16 protein-coding genes are annotated in these 17,410 nt (G+C 47.3%); 10 read left to right on the top strand and 6 right to left on the bottom strand.

The genetic code is table 11. The features are described 5' to 3' along the window. Positions 1 to 107 precede the first annotated feature (107 nt). The 3 genes from ACYVK4_RS18430 to ACYVK4_RS18420 are packed head-to-tail and all read left to right on the top strand — an operon-like array spanning position 108 to position 3,592. On the top strand, positions 108 to 950 hold the full coding sequence (locus tag ACYVK4_RS18430; RefSeq protein WP_461128992.1) for an alpha/beta hydrolase: 843 nt from the start codon (positions 108 to 110) through the stop codon (positions 948 to 950). Positions 951 to 976: 26 nt separating this feature from the next. After that, positions 977 to 1,801, top strand: coding sequence for a glycoside hydrolase family 16 protein (locus ACYVK4_RS18425; protein WP_461128991.1), 825 nt, complete (start codon positions 977 to 979; stop codon positions 1,799 to 1,801). A 60-nt stretch (positions 1,802 to 1,861) separates the two neighbouring features. Continuing rightward, positions 1,862 to 3,592 carry an alpha/beta hydrolase gene (locus ACYVK4_RS18420; RefSeq protein ID WP_461128990.1) on the top strand — a complete coding sequence of 577 codons (1,731 nt, stop codon included), beginning with the start codon at positions 1,862 to 1,864 and terminating at the stop codon, positions 3,590 to 3,592. An 83-nt stretch (positions 3,593 to 3,675) separates the two neighbouring features. Here the strand turns inward: ACYVK4_RS18420 and ACYVK4_RS18415 are convergent, their stop codons facing one another. Next, entirely contained in the window at positions 3,676 to 4,737 is a 1,062-nt protein-coding gene (locus tag ACYVK4_RS18415) for an acyl-CoA reductase (protein WP_461128989.1), read from the bottom strand. 134 nt (positions 4,738 to 4,871) lie between these two features. Here ACYVK4_RS18415 and ACYVK4_RS18410 point away from each other — a divergent pair, with 134 nt between their 5' ends. The 3 genes from ACYVK4_RS18410 (at position 4,872) to ACYVK4_RS18400 (ending at position 8,126) form a co-directional block, all read left to right on the top strand. Further along, complete coding sequence (locus ACYVK4_RS18410; RefSeq protein ID WP_461128988.1) at positions 4,872 to 5,222, top strand: 4Fe-4S dicluster domain-containing protein; 351 nt, start codon at positions 4,872 to 4,874, stop codon at positions 5,220 to 5,222. 353 nt (positions 5,223 to 5,575) lie between these two features. Further along, a complete protein-coding gene (locus ACYVK4_RS18405; RefSeq protein ID WP_461128987.1) occupies positions 5,576 to 6,733 on the top strand; it encodes a porin in 1,158 nt (385 codons plus the stop codon). 64 nt (positions 6,734 to 6,797) lie between these two features. Then, positions 6,798 to 8,126: an ammonium transporter gene (locus tag ACYVK4_RS18400; protein WP_461128986.1), complete on the top strand. Its 1,329-nt coding sequence runs from the start codon at positions 6,798 to 6,800 to the stop codon at positions 8,124 to 8,126. Positions 8,127 to 8,329: 203 nt separating this feature from the next. Here the strand turns inward: ACYVK4_RS18400 and ACYVK4_RS18395 are convergent, their stop codons facing one another. Both ACYVK4_RS18395 and mtaB read right to left on the bottom strand, forming a co-directional pair. Continuing rightward, positions 8,330 to 8,692: a DUF1304 domain-containing protein gene (locus ACYVK4_RS18395; RefSeq protein ID WP_461128985.1), complete on the bottom strand. Its 363-nt coding sequence runs from the start codon at positions 8,690 to 8,692 to the stop codon at positions 8,330 to 8,332. Positions 8,693 to 9,166: 474 nt separating this feature from the next. After that, the gene (gene mtaB / locus ACYVK4_RS18390) at positions 9,167 to 10,516 is read right to left on the bottom strand and encodes a tRNA (N(6)-L-threonylcarbamoyladenosine(37)-C(2))-methylthiotransferase MtaB (protein WP_461128984.1); all 1,350 of its coding nucleotides are present in this window, start codon (positions 10,514 to 10,516) and stop codon (positions 9,167 to 9,169) included. Positions 10,517 to 10,596: 80 nt separating this feature from the next. Here mtaB and ACYVK4_RS18385 point away from each other — a divergent pair, with 80 nt between their 5' ends. The 4 genes from ACYVK4_RS18385 to ACYVK4_RS18370 all read left to right on the top strand — a co-directional run bounded on the left by ACYVK4_RS18385 (position 10,597) and on the right by ACYVK4_RS18370 (position 13,816). Continuing rightward, entirely contained in the window at positions 10,597 to 11,493 is an 897-nt protein-coding gene (locus ACYVK4_RS18385; RefSeq protein WP_461128983.1) for an alpha/beta hydrolase, read from the top strand. A 38-nt stretch (positions 11,494 to 11,531) separates the two neighbouring features. Continuing rightward, the gene (locus ACYVK4_RS18380) at positions 11,532 to 12,239 is read left to right on the top strand and encodes a 16S rRNA (uracil(1498)-N(3))-methyltransferase (protein WP_461128982.1); all 708 of its coding nucleotides are present in this window, start codon (positions 11,532 to 11,534) and stop codon (positions 12,237 to 12,239) included. Then, positions 12,236 to 12,895: a DUF4159 domain-containing protein gene (locus tag ACYVK4_RS18375; protein WP_461128981.1), complete on the top strand. Its 660-nt coding sequence runs from the start codon at positions 12,236 to 12,238 to the stop codon at positions 12,893 to 12,895. The genes ACYVK4_RS18380 and ACYVK4_RS18375 overlap by 4 nt, the downstream gene beginning before the upstream one ends. A gap of 105 nt (positions 12,896 to 13,000) precedes the next feature. Then, positions 13,001 to 13,816: an acyl-CoA desaturase gene (locus ACYVK4_RS18370; protein WP_461128980.1), complete on the top strand. Its 816-nt coding sequence runs from the start codon at positions 13,001 to 13,003 to the stop codon at positions 13,814 to 13,816. Between the two features lie 77 nt (positions 13,817 to 13,893). On the opposite strand, the gene ACYVK4_RS18365 is transcribed toward ACYVK4_RS18370, so the two are convergent. From ACYVK4_RS18365 to ACYVK4_RS18355, 3 genes are all read right to left on the bottom strand, one after another. Further along, entirely contained in the window at positions 13,894 to 14,421 is a 528-nt protein-coding gene (locus tag ACYVK4_RS18365; RefSeq protein ID WP_461128979.1) for a 5' nucleotidase, NT5C type, read from the bottom strand. Positions 14,422 to 14,522: 101 nt separating this feature from the next. Beyond that, positions 14,523 to 15,986: a dihydrolipoamide acetyltransferase family protein gene (locus tag ACYVK4_RS18360; RefSeq protein WP_461128978.1), complete on the bottom strand. Its 1,464-nt coding sequence runs from the start codon at positions 15,984 to 15,986 to the stop codon at positions 14,523 to 14,525. Between the two features lie 107 nt (positions 15,987 to 16,093). Beyond that, complete coding sequence (locus ACYVK4_RS18355) at positions 16,094 to 17,359, bottom strand: competence/damage-inducible protein A (RefSeq protein ID WP_461128977.1); 1,266 nt, start codon at positions 17,357 to 17,359, stop codon at positions 16,094 to 16,096. Positions 17,360 to 17,410: the final 51 nt, after the last annotated feature.

Raw genomic sequence — 17,410 nt, 5'->3', positions numbered from 1 at the left:
GAAAATAGCCGAAATTGCTGGTCCCGGCAAAAAACAGGCCGGTATGCGCTAAAAAAAGATCAATTTTGCATCTCGTGATTGTACTTCTTTTGACATTATTTTCTCTTATGGCTGACTTTTTACCGGCCCGAACATATCCTGAATCAGCCACCGTAACGGTTCAGCACGATGATTCCTTACAGTCGGTTCCACTCAACCGAACGGTGCATTTGACGATTATCCTTCCCCCTGACTATCAGACATCGAGTACAGTTTACCCCATTTTATACCTGAATGATGGGCAGGATTTGCCGCGTCTGCATATGACGGCTGTATTGAACTCACTTTATCAGAAAAACAGCATCCGTCCATTTGTGCTGGTGGCTATTCATGCCGGCGATCGTATCCAGGAGTATGGAACAGCCGCACAGGCAGATTATATGCAGCGAGGCAGTAAAGCTGGTTTATACACTGACTTTGTCCTGACAGAACTGCTTCCGTATGTGAAAAAGCATTACCGGGTCAGTACTGAATCGGCTCAGTCGGTATTTGCCGGTTTTTCCCTGGGTGGATTGTCGGCGTTTGATATTGTCTTTCATCACCCCGAACGATTCAGTCGGGCTGGTGTATTTTCCGGTTCGTTCTGGTGGCGGAGCAAAAGTACGGCCGACGGTTATCGGGACGAAACCGACCGGATTATGCATGATCTGGTCCGGAAAGGTAAATACAGCAAAACCCATAAATTCTGGTTCGAAACCGGCACTGAGGACGAAACCAGCGACCGAAATAACAACGGCGTTATCGACTCAATTGACGACACCACCGATCTGATCGACGAACTGGTCAGGAAAGGATATCATCGAAATGCCGACATTCGGTATGTAGAAATAAAAGGAGGGAAGCACGATCAGGAAACCTGGAGCGCAATCATGCCTGATTTCCTCGAATGGGCTTTTCCTGTTGTTAAGTGACTGTGAACAACTAAAAAGATTTCTAAATGAAACCATTATTTCTGGTGAAGATAGTAGCACTGGCCATTGTATTGGCCTGCAAAAGTCCGGATCTTACCTTGCCAGTGGATTCTCCGACCGTTTCAGGTGCTCGGAAATTAGTCTGGTCCGATGAGTTTAATAAAGCCGGGTTGCCCGATTCCACCAAGTGGGGATACGAAGTGGGTGGTAATGGCTGGGGGAATAATGAGCGTCAATTTTACACATCCCGACGGCCTGAAAATGCCCGGATCGAAAATGGTAAACTCATCATCGAAGCACGAAAAGAAGCGTATCAAGGTAGTAATTACACCTCTTCACGCCTATTAACGCGGGGTAAAGGCGAGTGGAAACACGGACGGATTGAAGCCCTGGCAAAGTTGCCGAAAGGAGTGGGGACCTGGCCGGCCGTCTGGATGCTGGGGTCCGACGTAGCTAAAGTGGGTTGGCCCAAAGGAGGGGAGATTGATATTATGGAGCACGTTGGTTTCGATGAGGGCGTCGTTCACGGTACTATTCATAGCGAAGCATACAATCACGTCAAGAAAACCGAAAAAGGAGGGGCCATTACCATTAAAACCGCAACGACAGCTTTTCACCTCTATGCCATTGAATGGACCGCCGACCAGATCGATTTTTTCGTGGACGATCAAAAATATTACAGTGTTCAGAAGTCGGTGCTCGGTAGTGAGGTAGAAAAGTGGCCCTTCGAACAACCGTTTTATTTGATTTTGAACGTAGCCGTTGGCGGTAATTGGGGCGGTCAGAAAGGGGTTGATGAAACGATTTGGCCGCAACGCATGGAAGTTGACTATGTGCGCGTGTATCAGTAACATGTTCAGAATGCAGCTGATTTTTTGTAGGTTGAGCGCTCATACACTCTTTCTTACACGATGAATCGACTATTACTGACACTTATTCTTTGTGCCTTTCTGGTGAAGGCACGGGCGCAGACATCGTTCTCTGTTTCTTTTGCGCCTTTGCAAAGTAAAACCCCACTCGATGGTCGGGTACTGCTCATTTTAGCCAAAGCTGGTAAGCCTGGTGCAAAGCTGCCGGAACCCCGCGAGCAGGTGAGTGATGCGGTTGAAACAGCTCAGCTTTTTGGTGTCGATGTGAATGATCTTAAGCCTGGCCAGCCAGCGGTTGTCGACGCCAGCATTTTCGGCTACCCTCAACGAAGCCTGAAAGATCTGAAACCGGGCGATTATGAGGTGCAGGCCGTTCTGCACAAATACGAAACGTTTACCCGAAAAGACGGGCACACGGTTAAACTGCCCATGGATAGGGGGGAGGGCCAGAACTGGCGAACAGCTCCGGGTAACCTGTTTAGCAAACCACAGAAAATAACCATCAGAGCGGGCGTAAAACAGGCATTTAGGGTGGTGATGGATCAGGTCAATCCACCCCTTGAGGAGCCTAAAGACACGAAGTATATCAAGCACATAAAAATTCAGAGTAAACGCCTGACGGAGTTCTGGGGTCGCCCCATGTACCTGGGTGCGCATGTGTTGCTTCCTGCTGGTTTTGATGAGCATCTCGAAGCTCGTTACCCTATTTGCATAAATCACGGGCATTTCCCGTCTGATTTTGATGGCTTTAGCGAAACGCCACCTCCCGCCAACATGGATACAACCGACTACATAGAGCGGTTCAAAATTCACGGGTATAAAAAAATAGTGGCGCAGGAAGCCTATGACTTTTACAAAAAGTGGACGAGTAAAGATTTTCCCCGGATGCTCATTATTGAGATTCAGCATGCCAACCCGTATTACGACGACTCGTATGCCGTGAACTCTGAAAATCTTGGGCCGTATGGGGATGCCATCATGTATGAACTCCTGCCCGAAATTGAAAAGCGCTTTCGGGGCATCGGTCAGGGGTGGGCGCGATTTACATATGGAGGAAGTACAGGCGGTTGGGAAGCGCTGGCGGCACAGGTGTTTTATCCCGATGAGTTTAACGGTTGTTTTGCCGCATGCCCGGACCCGATTGCCTTCGATGCGTATACCGTATTTAACCTCTATAAAGACAAAAATGCCTATTACGCAGAAGGTCCTTTTCGGCGAACACCCCGGCCGGGTCAGCGGAATTACCTGGGTCAGGTTAAAGTAACCCTGGAAGAAACAAATCACCGCGAACTTGCGCTGGGAACACATTCGCGCTCTGGCGACCAGTTTGATATCTGGGAGGCTGTGTATTCACCGGTAGGGCCGGACGGTTATCCCAAACGAATCTGGAATAAATTAACCGGCGACATTGACCCGACGGTGGCGGCATACTGGCGTGAGCATTACGACCTGCTGCACATCCTCCGACGAGACTGGAAGACCTTAGGCCCGAAAGTGACTGGTAAAATTCATATATACTGCGGTGATATGGACAATTACTACCTCAACAACGCTGTCTATTTAATGGAGGATTTTCTGAAGAGTGTTCAAAATCCGTCTGCTAGCAGCGAAGTAGCTTACGGCGACCGGGCCGAGCACTGCTGGAACGGTGACCCTACCCAACCAAACTACATCAGCCGACTGCGATACAATACTCTATACATCGATAAAATTATCAAACGTATCGAAACCTCAGCACCAAAAGGTGCCGATCTGAAAAGCTGGAGGTATTGATGAACGTTGGCCGAGTTAATCGTGAGGAGCGAGAAGGGGTGGAAACTGTTTAAAATCATCACATGGCTTCTCGCTCTTTACAATTACATTCCTGTTGCTAACTCCTTTAAAAAAGCCATTGTATCAACACCGTCGGCATAGTCGCTTAGGCCGGGGCGTTGCGTTTGGCCAAAGGCAACACTACCCGGGTACCAGCCCCGGGCCGACGCAACAACCTGAATTTGTTCGGCATGCGTGTTTAACCAGGCGGTGGCATCTGCCTGCGTTTTATATGTCTGGAAATAAAGCACTGAAATTGGGGAGACCAAAGCCGCATTCTCCGTCAGCAATAGGTAGCCGTTGTCCAGATGCGGTACCGCATTGATCAGGTAAATCGATTTGTTGTAATCGTAATTATTCTGATACTTGTGGTTGTTGAGGTAAAAAGAGACCTGTGGCTCCAGGGTACGGAGTAAGGGCGTAAAATCATACGGCTCACCGTTTGGACCTTCCGGTACCAGAATCGTTGACACATTTCGGCAACCAAGGCCATAGTAATCAGAGATATCGTGGCCTAGCTTCAAAAACTCCTCTTCGCTTTCTTCGCCCATCAATAAACCGACCGATGTACGGTTTTTACGGATAATGTGGGGCTTTTTTGAAAAGTAGTATTCAAAATAACGGGCTGTGTTATTACTGCCAGTAGCTATGTAAGCGTCGGCGGCATTCAATCGCTCGGCTTCCTCGATAAAGGCATCAAAAGCAGGATTGATCTCTTTTAATTTTTGTATAATATAATGGATTAATACAAAATCCTGGCTACTCAGTTTTGCCATCAACTTGTGGCCGCTTAGTAATACACACAGCAAATCATGAAAGCCAACGGCCGGAATATTGCCGGCCATAACAACTCCTACAGAGCGGGATGTTCTGGATGAATCACTATCAGATTCGTCAACATATTGATTTGCCCAGTTTGTGAGCTTATCCGCAACCAAAAACTCATCGGCTATGGCCCGAAGGGAATTCATGGAGTTATCGGGTGTAAACCAGTTATTTCTATAATAGGCCTGCTGGACAATTTCGTTTAATTCAGCCTGGGTATCAGACGAGCGTAAAAAATCCCCCAGAGCAGAAAACGTTTGAATTCGTTCGGATAAAAGCATGAATTGGATAAACAAATGGAATACACCATCAACTAATGTAATGAAATATTAGTTTGTCGCCAACCTTTAAATAGTTATATTTGTTGTTCAATTCAGCGAGATATAGTTTTACCGTATATAAATCAATACTGCTCATGGCAATCATGATCACCGATGAGTGCATCAACTGTGGTGCCTGCGAACCCGAATGCCCCAATACAGCCATCTATGAAGGTGGAGTTGAATGGACCTGGGGTGGAGGAACCGAACTAACCGAAGTCGACTTTGGCGACGGTACGGTTGTTAGCGGCAAAGCTCCACAGGCTCCTGTTTCAAACGAGTTTTATTATATAGTATCCGACAAGTGCACCGAGTGTATGGGCTTTCATGAAGAGCCACAATGCGCAGCCGTTTGCCCTGTTGACTGCTGTGTGCCCGATCCGGAACATGTAGAAGAAGAAGATACCTTGTTAGCTAAAAAAGCATGGCTTCACGCTGAAGCATAACAAATTTTATACACACATCTTCGCAAAAGCCCAACCAGTTTTCTGGTTGGGCTTTTTTTGTATTTTATCTATATGATATGGCTCAAAAAGAGCGTATTAGTGAAAAAAACGAACGATCTATTACAAATATTATTTGGTTAAAGAGTACATATACGAAATTTAATAAAATATATCATAAGGGTCATTTTTTGAGTATTTAACACAGAATAAATAGAATAAAATCAACTAAATTGTCTTTTTTTTGAAAAAATACATGATTATTTAGAGTGAGCTGTTGCGTTCAATAATTTTTTAAACAAAATTTGCTTCGAAATAAGACCACAGTTAATGTTATCTGCAACCGAATAAACAGTATGAAAAAAACAATTTTACTTCTCAGTTCTTTGTTTTTGGGTTTTACCGCTCAAGCGCAGGATACGACCTCGACGGCAGCCCCAGGAAAGTTCACCTTTTCAGGGTATATGGACACCTATTACTTCGGAAATTTTAATAACCCTAAGAGCCAGTCGAACCTGGGCCTTAACGGAACAGGAGTGGGTAATGCACGGGCGTTTGATCAGAGAGCCGGTCAATTTGGAATCGGACTTATTCAGGCAAAAGCAGTCTATTCTGCCAGTAAGGTAGACGCTGTTATGGACCTTACCTTTGGGCCATTTTCAGATCTTGGCAATTACGGAAACTACATTGGACCGCTGGGCCCCGGCTCGACTTCACTGGCTATTAAGCAAGCTTACATTACGTACAAAGCAACGGATAAGCTGTCGTTTACAGCCGGTCAGTTTGGTACGCACATTGGCTACGAAGTCATTGACGCCCCGGTTAACTACAACTACTCATTATCCAACTTATTTAATAACGGACCTTTCTATCACATCGGCCTGAAAGCACAATACGCCTTCAGTGACCGGGCTTCGTTGATGGTTGGTTTGGTAAACAACGTAGATAACCTGTACGATAACAATAAGAAAAAAGGCCTGATCAGTCAGTTGTTTTTCTCCCCAGTGTCCGGATGGAATGTATATCTGAACGCTATTGTGTCGAATGAGGCAACGAACACGGTAGATGCAGTACCTGCTGATAAGGCAACCTATCAACTGTTCGATTTAACGACTACCTATCAGATATCGTCCAAGTTTTTCCTCGGGCTAAACGCGGCTACCGGTTCTCAGAAAGGGGATTATCAGGGATATGGCGGACCATCGACCTCGAAAAGCTGGGGCGGTGTAGCGGTCTATTCGAACTACGCATTTACGGATAAATTCGGTCTTGGCGTTCGCTACGAGACATTTGATAACAAAAATGGTGCTCGCGCATTGACCGATGCTGCCGGAAATGGTGCCAGTGTTAACTCTATTACGGTAACCGGAAATATCACCGCAGCAGATGGCCATTTATTATTGAAGCCTGAATTACGGATTGATAGTTACTCGGCGAACAAGTTTGAGAAAAATGATGGTTCACTAACAACCTCTCAGGCAACTTTGGGTATGGCTGCCATCTTTAAATTCTAAACGCTGTAACTCATTTTCTTAACCCTAATTTCTAACTAGTACAACAAAAACCCCCTCATGTATTATGCAAAAACCTACTTACATTCCTCTGGCCATTTTGCTGATTATCAGTGTATTGGCTGTTCTTAGTCCATCTGTTCCAACGCAAATTGTAACAGAAGGTATTAGCGCTGGCGATACGGCCTGGATGCTGGTTGCTTCGGCATTGGTTTTGTTGATGACGCCGGGTCTGGCTTATTTCTACGGCGGTATGGTGAACAACAAAAATGTGATCTCGACCATGCTGCAGAGTTTTGTTGCGATGGGTGTTATCAGTATTTTGTGGGTAGTAGTTGGTTTCAGTCTGGCCTTCGGTAGTTCGATTGGCGGGTTTGTTGGAAACCCAATGGATCACTTCATGTTTAAAGGTGTACTGGATGGTAAGCCCTGGTCGCTTGCTGCTTCGATTCCACTGGTTGTATTCGCCTTTTTTCAGCTAAAGTTTGCTGTTATTACGCCTGCACTCGTTACGGGTTCTATGGCTGAGCGTATCAACTTCCGTTCTTACGTGCTATTCATGATTCTCTTCAGCCTGTTCGTTTATGCACCGTTGGCACACATGACCTGGCATCCGGAGGGTATCCTGTTTAAACTGGGTGTTCTTGATTTTGCCGGTGGTACGGTTGTGCACATGTCGGCAGGTTGGGCAGCTTTAGCAGGTGCTCTTTATCTGAAGCGCCGGAAGTCGCACCTCGAAGCAAGCTATTTCCCACCAGCAAACATTCCTTTCGTCCTTTTGGGCACGGGTCTGCTGTGGTTTGGTTGGTTTGGTTTCAACGCTGGCTCGGCTGTTGCTGCGTCGCCGTTAGCCGCTTCTGCTTTCGCAACAACCAACACGGCGGCTGCTGCTGCTGGTCTGGCATGGGTATTATTTGACGCGGCTAAAGGCAAGAAAGTATCGGCCCTTGGCTTCTGTATCGGTGCTGTTGTTGGTCTGGTAGCCATCACACCTGCTGCTGGTTTCGTAACGATCCCAACGGCTATCTTCATCGGTACGGTTGGTGCGATCATCTCTAACTACGTTGCTCACCTGCGGTCAAAGTCTACGCTTGACGATACCCTGGATGTATTCCCCTGCCATGGTGTAGGTGGTATGGTTGGTATGGTTATGACGGGCATCTTCGCCAGCAAAGGCATCAACTCGGCTGTGGTTGACGAAGGTCTGGCTTTTGGTCAAACGAAATTGTTCATCATTCACATAATCGCTTTAGTGGGTGTGTCTGTATTTGCTTTTGTCATGTCATACGCATTACTGAAAGTAACGGATCTGATTTTACCCCTGCGTGTGACGGAAGAAGACGAGAAGTCGGGTCTGGATATAAGCCAGCACGACGAATTCCTCATCGAAGCATAGAGAAATTAATGAGGTATGCTATAGGATGTCTTATTAAATCAAGAGGTACATCCCATAGCATACATCTTACAATCATCAACAGAGCCACAGGCACCCTGTCTGGCCAAAATGTCTGACAGCTTTATCTGTGGTTTTGTTGTACTCATGGAGCCGTTCCCGCTTGGGGGCGGTCTCCTGCTTTTATAGGGGTATACAATTATGTTTTAAGAAAGGGCAACGGCTAACAAGGCCAGGATTGCCGGAAGGGCCTGAACGAAAAATATAGACCGTTGGGCCGTAAGGGCACCAAATACGCCAGCGACAATAACACATCCCAGAAAGAAGTAAGCGACGTTGACGCTCCATACTGCATCTTCTATGAGCAGGGACCAAAGTAAACCTGCGGCCAAAAACCCATTATAAAGACCCTGGTTTGCTGCGAGTGATTTTGTTTTTTCAAACAAATCGGGGGGGAGTGATTTAAAGGTTTTTCGCCCCTGGGTTGTCCACGCAAACATCTCCATCCATAAAATATAGATGTGTTCGAGCGCAACGAAGCCAATGAGGATTTCTGCAACAAGTTTCATACAAGTAAAGGGAGTTAACTTGGGCTACGAATAGAAAAGCAAGAAAGGTATGAGTAGCCAAAATTATACTACCAATAGGTTGTATAAGCTTAATTAACTTTTTGATTCACAAACCTTTCCGCTTCGTATTTCCTGGTAGAAGCGGTTAAACACAGATGAGTCTAACAAAAAAAGCCGGTATGGCTACCGGCTTAGTTTACGATTGAAACAGAATGATTTAACGTGAATAATGGGTTGATTAGCTTAAAATCTAGCTTATACGCAGTTATCACCCACGTTATGTTATGCATCAATTAGATCAAAAAGATTTAACCACAGAGGCACAAAGAACACAGAGGTTGATTAGGGAATAAAGTTTCCTGATCAACCTCTGTGTTCTTTGTGCCTCTGTGGTTAAATCTTTTTGATCTAGCCTGGATTCTGATCTTCAGTTAAACGAATGCTAAACAGCATTTAGCCATTATTCACGTTGATTTAATGAGTTTCCAATATCGTTTCTGTCTCGGTGACATCCATTAAACCCTCTGCATTGACACTGCTCAAGTGTACGTTCAGTGTTTCATTAATTAACAAGGGGTCGTACTTGGCCAAAACGCGAATGTAGTTCTCGGTAAAACCCTGCATCATACCATCGGCCACATCCTCTTCAAAGAGTACAGTTGCCGTATGGCCAACCTGTGAGTCGTAAAAAGCACGTCGCTTTTTATCAGAAAGGATATGCAGCATTTTAGACCGCTCAGCCCGAATGTGACCCGGCACGTTAGGCTTGATGGTCAAGGCTGTTGTATTTGGCCGTTCTGAATACGTAAAAACGTGTAGGTATGAGATCGGAAGTTCATTCAGGAACAGATACGCTTCCTTGAATTCCACATCGGTTTCACCAGGGTGCCCAACGATCACATCGACACCGATGCAGGCATTGGGCATCAGTTCCTTTATTTTCTGAACCCGATCCACATAAAGCTCTCGCTTGTACCGACGGCGCATCAGTCCCAATACCCGGTTGCTACCCGATTGAAGGGGAATGTGAAAGTGCGGCACAAAACGCTTCGACTGGGCCACAAAGGCAATGATTTCATCCGTCAGTAAATTCGGCTCAATGCTCGAAATACGGAAGCGTTCGATACCTTCTACCTGATCCAATGCCTGAACAAGGTCGAAGAATGTCGCTTCCCGTTGTCCATTGACCAGACCGAAATCGCCGATATTCACACCCGTCAGCACAATTTCTTTGACGCCCCGTTCGGCAATATCCCGGGCAGCCTTCACGACATTGGCAATCGTATCTGACCGGCTTTTGCCGCGTGCCAGCGGAATGGTGCAGTAAGCACAAGGATAATCGCAGCCGTCCTGAACCTTCAGGAAAGTGCGTGTCCGGTCGTTAAGCGAATAAGCCGCGTGGTAGTCAATTGCTTCTTCAATGGGCGAATTGAATACCTGTGCGGGTTGACCCGACGGTACCTTTACGAAAGTCGGCATGATTTCGTGCAACCGAAATTTTTCAGCGGCACCCAAAACCACATCGACACCCGGAATCTCGGAAATCTCTTTTGGCTTTAGCTGGGCATAACAGCCAAGGATAGCCACGTAGCCATCGGGATTAATTTTCTGAGCCTCACGAACAATTTTCCGACATTTTTTGTCAGCATTGTCCGTCACAGAACAGGTATTGATGATAAATATATCTGGCTGCTGATTGAATTCCACGCGCTCATAGCCATGCTGCTCCATTAATCGAGCCAGCGTAGAGGTCTCTGAGAAATTCAGTTTACAACCCAGTGTATAAAAGGCAACTTTTTTCACGGCAAGATCTATATCCTGCAAAAGTACAAAAAAACGGTGGGGTGGGTTCCGTTTCTCACAGATCAGCCGGTAGTTTCGGTGATAACCAGCCTTTTTTATGTATGAGGTACCGTTTATATATACTCCTGATTGGCACTTTGTTCATTGTAGGTCCGTACCGTGTAGATGCCCAGCAAAAGCCTGTTAGCGAAACGGTTAATTATGGTCCCGATTCACAACGGCACGACGGTATTCCTAAAGGTGTTGTAACAAAACATGTTTGGAAAAGTAAGATATTCCCGAACACTATCCGGGAGTATTATGTGTATGTCCCGGCTCAATACAGCCCGCAGCAACCGGCGGCACTGATGGTGTTTCAGGATGGCCATACGTATGTGAAGGAGGACGGAGACTTTCGGGTGCCTGTTGTGTTTGATAACCTCATTCACCACAAAGCCATGCCCCCTACCATTGGTCTGTTTATTAATCCCGGTCAGCATGGCGAAGAACTTCCAAAAGACCCCTTTCGAGCCGACAACCGAAGTTTCGAGTATGATACGCTGACCAGCCAGTATGACCGGCTGCTTATCGAAGAGCTTATCCCTGAGATCAGTAAGACCTACAAACTGGCCGATTCACCCAGCATGCGTGCCGTTTGTGGCCTTTCTTCGGGGGGTATATGTGCCTTTACTGCTGCCTGGCAACGGCCTGATTATTTTCAGAAGGTGTTGAGCCATATTGGAAGCTTTACCAACATCAAAGGAGGGTACGTGTATCCGTCGCTGATTCGAAAGTCGGCTAAGCGACCAATAAAAGTTTTTTTGCAGGATGGTACTAACGATCTGGATAATCAGCACGGAAATTGGTGGTTAAGTAATCTCCAAATGGAGGCTGCACTGAAGTTTAGTGGTTATGAGTACAAATTTGTATGCGGAACGGGTGGGCATACGGGTAAACACGGTGGCTCCATACTTCCGGAATCCTTACGGTGGCTATGGGCCGATGTTGTCCGTAAATGATCGTGTAGACGCTGCGACTTCGTATTTTTGCTGAACTTATGCATCTATTTTATCAACCTGAGATCATTGCCGGAGAAGCCACTCAATTCTTAACGGAGGATGATTCCCGCCATGCCATCAAAACACTACGGCTACGGGCCGGCGACGCCATTACCGTGACGGACGGATACGGGAATCAGTTTGCCGCCGTTATTCATGAAACGGATCTCCGCCGGTGTGCGTTTCGAATAAAGTCCGTGCAGAAGACACTCTCAAGGCCATTTTCCATTCGGATTTGTGTGGCTCCCACCAAAAACCTGGATCGGATCGAGTGGTTTGTGGAAAAAGCCGTAGAAGTGGGCATCGAGCGGATCAGTTTCTTTTTTGGTCAGCATTCTGAACGGAGGGTGTTAAAGATGGAACGAATCGAGAAGATCGCTATATCGGCCATGAAGCAGTCATTACAATCTTTTTTGCCTACATTAGATGACGCAGTGCCGTTTGGGGAGTTGCTGAAAACGATAGAGGAAGAGCAACGGTTTATTGCGCACCTGCCGTCCGACCAGCCGCCGGTCAACCTGGCGAAACAGGCGACTGAATCCGGGCAGTATGTTGTTTTAATTGGGCCGGAAGGTGATTTCGCCGACAAAGAAATTCAGCAGGCCGTACGTGCTGGTTTTCATCTGGTAACCCTGGGTCAAAATCGACTGCGCACCGAAACAGCCGCACTTACAGCTTGTCAGATACTGAACTTTATTAACGCATGAAAAAGATACTGGTTACCTTTATTGCGCTTACAATGATGTGCGTTACCGCCAACGCGCAATATGCTTACAAGATTGCCAAACTAAAATACAATGGCGGGGGCGACTGGTATGCCAACAAAACATCGCTGCCCAACCTGATCAAGTTTGCCAATGCAACTCTCCGCATGAACATCTTCCCCGAAGAAGATATTGTTGAACCGGGCAGTCCGGACATTTTTGGCTATCCCTTTGTCCACATGACGGGTCACGGGAACGTTACCTTCAGTGATGGTGATGTTCAAAACATGCGACGGTACCTGATGTCGGGTGGTTTTTTGCACATCGACGATAATTATGGTCTAGACAAGTTTATCCGTCGGGAGATGAAGAAGGTGTTTCCGGAGCTTAATTTTATCGAGTTGCCCTTCAATCACCCTGTTTACCAGCAGAAATTCAAGTTTGCGGGTGGGTTGCCTAAAGTACATGAGCACGATGCCAAGGCACCCCAGGGTTTCGGCCTGATCTATCAGGGTCGACTGGTATGTTTTTACAGCTACGAGTGCGATTTAGGCAATGGCTGGGAAGACCAGAGCGTATACAATGACCCTGAGCCGGTTAGGCAGCAGGCGCTACGCATGGGTGCCAACCTGCTTCAGTATGCCACGACGACAAATTAATTACTGTATTATTTGAGGAGGGCAAGACAAAACGCTTTAAATTTCGTTAGTTTTGTAGGAGTATTCTCATGTTATCAGTAAACTTCACCTTTTAATAATATTATTGTGATTGTACTGGCCGCGTTCATTGGGCATTGGTATTTGTCTCTGTTCTGCCAAACTTTTTTCCTGCACCGTTATTCTGCTCATAAAATGTTCTCGATGAGCAAATTTTGGGAACGGTTCTTCTACGCCCTTACCTATGTATCGCAAGGTTCGTCTTACCTGAGCCCACGCGCATATGCCGTCCTTCACCGGATGCACCACGCTTTCAGCGACACCGAAAAAGACCCTCACTCCCCTCATCATACGAAGAATATCTTCACGATGATGTGGAAGACGAAAGACATTTATAACGCCGTACTTCACCGCAAGCAACCTATCGAACGTCAGTTTGACCGGAACTATCCTGAGTGGAGTTTCATCGAAAAAGTGGGCGATTCCTGGGTTTCGAGAGCAGGCTGGGCCGTGCTTTACAGCGTATTTTATATTTTCGCCTTTATCTATCTGGATATGCACTGGGCGTTCTTTTTCCTGTTGCCCGTTCATTTCGTGATGGGACCCGTTCACGGCGCGATCATTAACTGGAGCGGTCATAAATACGGCTACTCGAACTTTGACAATCAGGACAAATCAAAAAATTCGCTGATATTGGATGTCGTCATGATGGGCGAGTTATTTCAGAATAACCACCACAAACGGCCCAATGCCGCCAACTTTGGTGCTAAATGGTTTGAATTCGATCCAACGTTCCCCGTAATTGGGCTGTTACACAAACTCCATGTCGTTCGATTACGACCTTCGGCTGAAGCTAAAAAAGCGCAGCATGAAGTAGGCCACGACCGCCGGGTTGAAGAAGTTGAGAAAGAAATTGAAGCCTAGGCTATAGTTCTTATTCATGAAAAAAGCTCCGATGAATCGGAGCTTTTTTCGTTTTGTAGGGCGGACCTTGTATTCAACTATAGCAGATGATCTGCAATATCTTGCCAGGTCTTTACGCGTCTAAACTCAGTATCCTGCCGATTGTGCAGCGCATCGAACAACAGGCCTTCACCCTGAAACGTTTTTAGGTTTCGCGGTAGATCGTCGATGAGGTAATCTGTATTGAGAACACTCTTGTCGCCCAGGAAAATGTAATTGTGCCAGGAAATACTCGGGAAGTGTTCCTGAAGCCAATCCCATTTTTCGCGTAGGGAATTTGGGAATTCCTGGGCGGCTGAAGCTACAAAAACGTCATACTTCTCCATTAAAGACGAAATCACCTCTTTGGCACCCTCCATCACCGGAATATCCCGGAAAAAACCCGGCTCATAGACTCGTTCTGAAATCGCTTTGTATTCGTGTTCGTCAAAGAGTTCGTGGAATGACTTCGCTTTTAATTCCTCAAGTGTATACCGAGGCATCTCACCTTCCAGATAAAGCCTGATAAACTTGGCGTGTGTATCGGCCATGACATCATCCATGTCAATCGCAATGCGTTTTTTCATCTTGTAAAACCGGGATGTATATGGTTTTTCTGACTAACTATGAAGCTGCTTCGCAGCTATTCAACGATCAACGTCGGCCAGATAAACCACATAAATCCCGGTCAGAGTTTAAGGTTTACATCAAATTTTTCTAAATAATCAGCCACCCGACGGACGAACTGCCCACCCAACGACCCATCCACTACCCGATGGTCGTAGGAGTGTGAGAGAAACATCAACTGTCGAATGCCAATAAAATCGCCCTGGGGAGTTTCTATCACCGCCGGTTTTTTGACAATGGCGCCAAAGGCCATGATGGCTACCTGGGGTTGCACAATAATGGGCGTTCCCATCAGGTTGCCAAACGTGCCAATATTGGAGATGGTGTAAGTTCCACCAGACAGATCATCGGCCGTGAGCTTATTTTCCCGAGCACGCGTTGTTAAGTCGTTTACTTTTTTGGTGAGGCCGGTTAGATTATACTGATCGGCGTTGTGAATCACCGGCACGATCAGGTTGCCATTTGGCAGAGCCACGGCCATACCAATGTTGATCGCCTTTTTCACGAGAATAGTGTCGCCCTCAACCGAAACATTGATCATCGGAAAGTCTTTGATCGCCTTCACGATCGCTTCCACCAATATCGGCGTGTAGGTTAGATTCTCGCCGGTTTGTTTCTTGAATGGATCCTTCATCTGGGTACGCCATTCAACAACCGGCGTCAGATCGGCTTCGACAAACGAGCTGACGTGTGGAGAAATCTGTTTTGACTCCACCATCCGTTGCGCAATCATCTTCCGCATTCGGTCCATCTGAATAATATCGGCCTTACCGTTCAGGGATTGTGAAGCCGAAGAAAAATTGCTGGACGTTGGCGCAGCAACGGTTGGCGCGGGTGATGCTACTGGCTGAACCTTGCTTTCGGAAGGGTGTACCTGGCCTTCGGCCCGATCAATCACATAAGCCAGAATATCTTTCTTTGTAACGCGATTTTCCGCACCTGACCCGGGAATCCGGTCAAGCTCGTCGCGGGATACGCTTTCTTCTTTAGCAATGTTGAGCACCAGGGGCGAGTAAAAACGGTCGCTGAAAACGGGAGCGTCATTCGCCAGGGTTGTCGATGACGTGGCCACCGACTTCTCGAAGGGCGCCGAGCGACTGCTCATGGCCGAGATGCTTGATTCCAGGGCATGGGCTGCTTCTGAAATTTCGGGTTCAGGCGTTTGCTCCTGTTCGAGTGCCGGCACATTCGCAACATCGCCAATACCAACCGGTGTGTCGTTCCTTTCAGATGGCTGTTCAGGCGCAGGATCTGTTGCTGATTTTGCATCCGAACCGACGATTTCTGCCACTTCGATACGGGCTATGGGCGCACCAACGGCGACCACATCGCCCTCTTTAACCAGCACTTCGGTCAGAATGCCGTTGTGGGGTGCCGGCACTTCTGTATCCACTTTGTCCGTTGCCACTTCCAGAATGGATTCATCGGCTTCAATACGATCGCCTGGTTGTTTAAGCCAGGTAATCACCGTGCATTCCATTATACTTTCGCCCATCTTGGGCATAACCATATCAATGAGAGCCATGTTTTTTTAGGAGTGAGGAGTGAGAAGCGAGGAGTGAGGAGCCATCCGGCAACATAGCATACCGGTCGGCCGGATGGCTTCTCACTCCTCACTTCTCACTCCTGTTACTAATCTAATATTTCTTCCCGCAGCATGTTCAGCACATACATGGTGGTAAGCTGAATGTTTTGGTCGCGGTATTGACCGAGTTTAAGCAGCCTTGTCACGGTCCGCTGTTCTGTGGAACAGGCAATCCAGATGGTACCAACGGGTTTATCGGGCATTCCGCCACCGGGACCGGCAATGCCGCTGGTTGCTATGCCAACGGATGTACCAAGCGCCTTGCGAACCCCTTCAGCCATCTGGCGAACGGTTTCTTCGCTCACGGCGCCATAAGCGTCCAGCGTTTCGGACAAAACGCCCAACTGGGATACCTTCACACTATTGCTGTAGCTGACGACACTGCCCCAGAAATAAGCCGAAGAACCCGGTACTTTGGTTATTTGTGCTGACACGTAGCCGCCGGTACAACTCTCGGCAATGCCCAGCGTCATGTTTTTTTCGACTAACAGTTTGCCAACAACCGTTTCAATTTCGTCACTATCGAAGCCATACACGTTTTTCTCAATCAGGGGCATGACCTTTTCTACCTGTTCGGCCAATTGGCTGTCAAGTAAGGCATCATCTTCGCCGGTGGCGGTCAGACGTAGCTTTACTCCTCCAAAACTAGGCAGGTAAGCCAGTTTGATATGATCGGGCAGGGCGTCTTCCCAGGATTCGATGCGTTCTGCCAGAAACGATTCCCCAATGCCCACCGTCCGGATCATCTTGTGTTTAATGATGGGCGTTTTGAAGTGTTCATTTAGTTTCGGCAGAATTCGATTTGTCATGAGGTGTTTCATCTCGAACGGTACACCGGGCAATGAGACGTACACGCACGAGTGACCGTCGCCCCGGTCATGCTCAAACCACATACCGGGGGCGGTTCCCCAATCGTTTTGGATATACACAGCATTGGCCGGCAGGTCGGCCTGTCCTCTGTTGAGGTCGGTCATTGCACGGCCGCGTTTTTCGAAAAAGCTGGTCACCAGGGCCAGCGCCGTTTCGTTACGCACCATGCCGACGCCAAAATAGGTACAGAGGGTCTTCTTGGTAATATCGTCTTTGGTTGGCCCCAGTCCACCCGTAATGATGATAACGTCGGCACGCTGGTGGGCTTCTTCCAGAATTTGCAGGATAGCCTCCTGCTGATCGCCTACTGAAGATTTTCGAACGACCCGGATGCCAATATTCGTAAGTTCAGTGCCGATCCAGGCCGTATTTGTATCGGTAATCTGACCGAATAGAATTTCGTCGCCAATCGTAATTACTTCGGCGCGGACGGTGTTGGTCATTTTAATTGAGTAATGAAGAGCTTGAAATGGGTAAAGCGTGACTAATTCGCG

This window comes from Spirosoma aerophilum (assembly GCF_054782495.1).
This window is presented reverse-complemented; position numbering and strand designations above follow the sequence as displayed.

Coding starts and splice junctions, on each gene's coding strand:
- ACYVK4_RS18385 (WP_461128983.1), top strand. CDS start 10,597: ATGAGGTACCGTTTATATATACTCCTGATTGGCACTTTGTTCATTGTA.
- ACYVK4_RS18375 (WP_461128981.1), top strand. CDS start 12,236: ATGAAAAAGATACTGGTTACCTTTATTGCGCTTACAATGATGTGCGTT.
- ACYVK4_RS18395 (WP_461128985.1), bottom strand. CDS start 8,692: ATGAAACTTGTTGCAGAAATCCTCATTGGCTTCGTTGCGCTCGAACAC.
- ACYVK4_RS18420 (WP_461128990.1), top strand. CDS start 1,862: ATGAATCGACTATTACTGACACTTATTCTTTGTGCCTTTCTGGTGAAG.
- ACYVK4_RS18425 (WP_461128991.1), top strand. CDS start 977: ATGAAACCATTATTTCTGGTGAAGATAGTAGCACTGGCCATTGTATTG.
- ACYVK4_RS18360 (WP_461128978.1), bottom strand. CDS start 15,986: ATGGCTCTCATTGATATGGTTATGCCCAAGATGGGCGAAAGTATAATG.
- ACYVK4_RS18355 (WP_461128977.1), bottom strand. CDS start 17,359: ATGACCAACACCGTCCGCGCCGAAGTAATTACGATTGGCGACGAAATT.
- ACYVK4_RS18380 (WP_461128982.1), top strand. CDS start 11,532: ATGCATCTATTTTATCAACCTGAGATCATTGCCGGAGAAGCCACTCAA.
- ACYVK4_RS18430 (WP_461128992.1), top strand. CDS start 108: ATGGCTGACTTTTTACCGGCCCGAACATATCCTGAATCAGCCACCGTA.
- ACYVK4_RS18365 (WP_461128979.1), bottom strand. CDS start 14,421: ATGAAAAAACGCATTGCGATTGACATGGATGATGTCATGGCCGATACA.
- ACYVK4_RS18415 (WP_461128989.1), bottom strand. CDS start 4,737: ATGCTTTTATCCGAACGAATTCAAACGTTTTCTGCTCTGGGGGATTTT.
- ACYVK4_RS18405 (WP_461128987.1), top strand. CDS start 5,576: ATGAAAAAAACAATTTTACTTCTCAGTTCTTTGTTTTTGGGTTTTACC.
- ACYVK4_RS18400 (WP_461128986.1), top strand. CDS start 6,798: ATGCAAAAACCTACTTACATTCCTCTGGCCATTTTGCTGATTATCAGT.
- ACYVK4_RS18410 (WP_461128988.1), top strand. CDS start 4,872: ATGGCAATCATGATCACCGATGAGTGCATCAACTGTGGTGCCTGCGAA.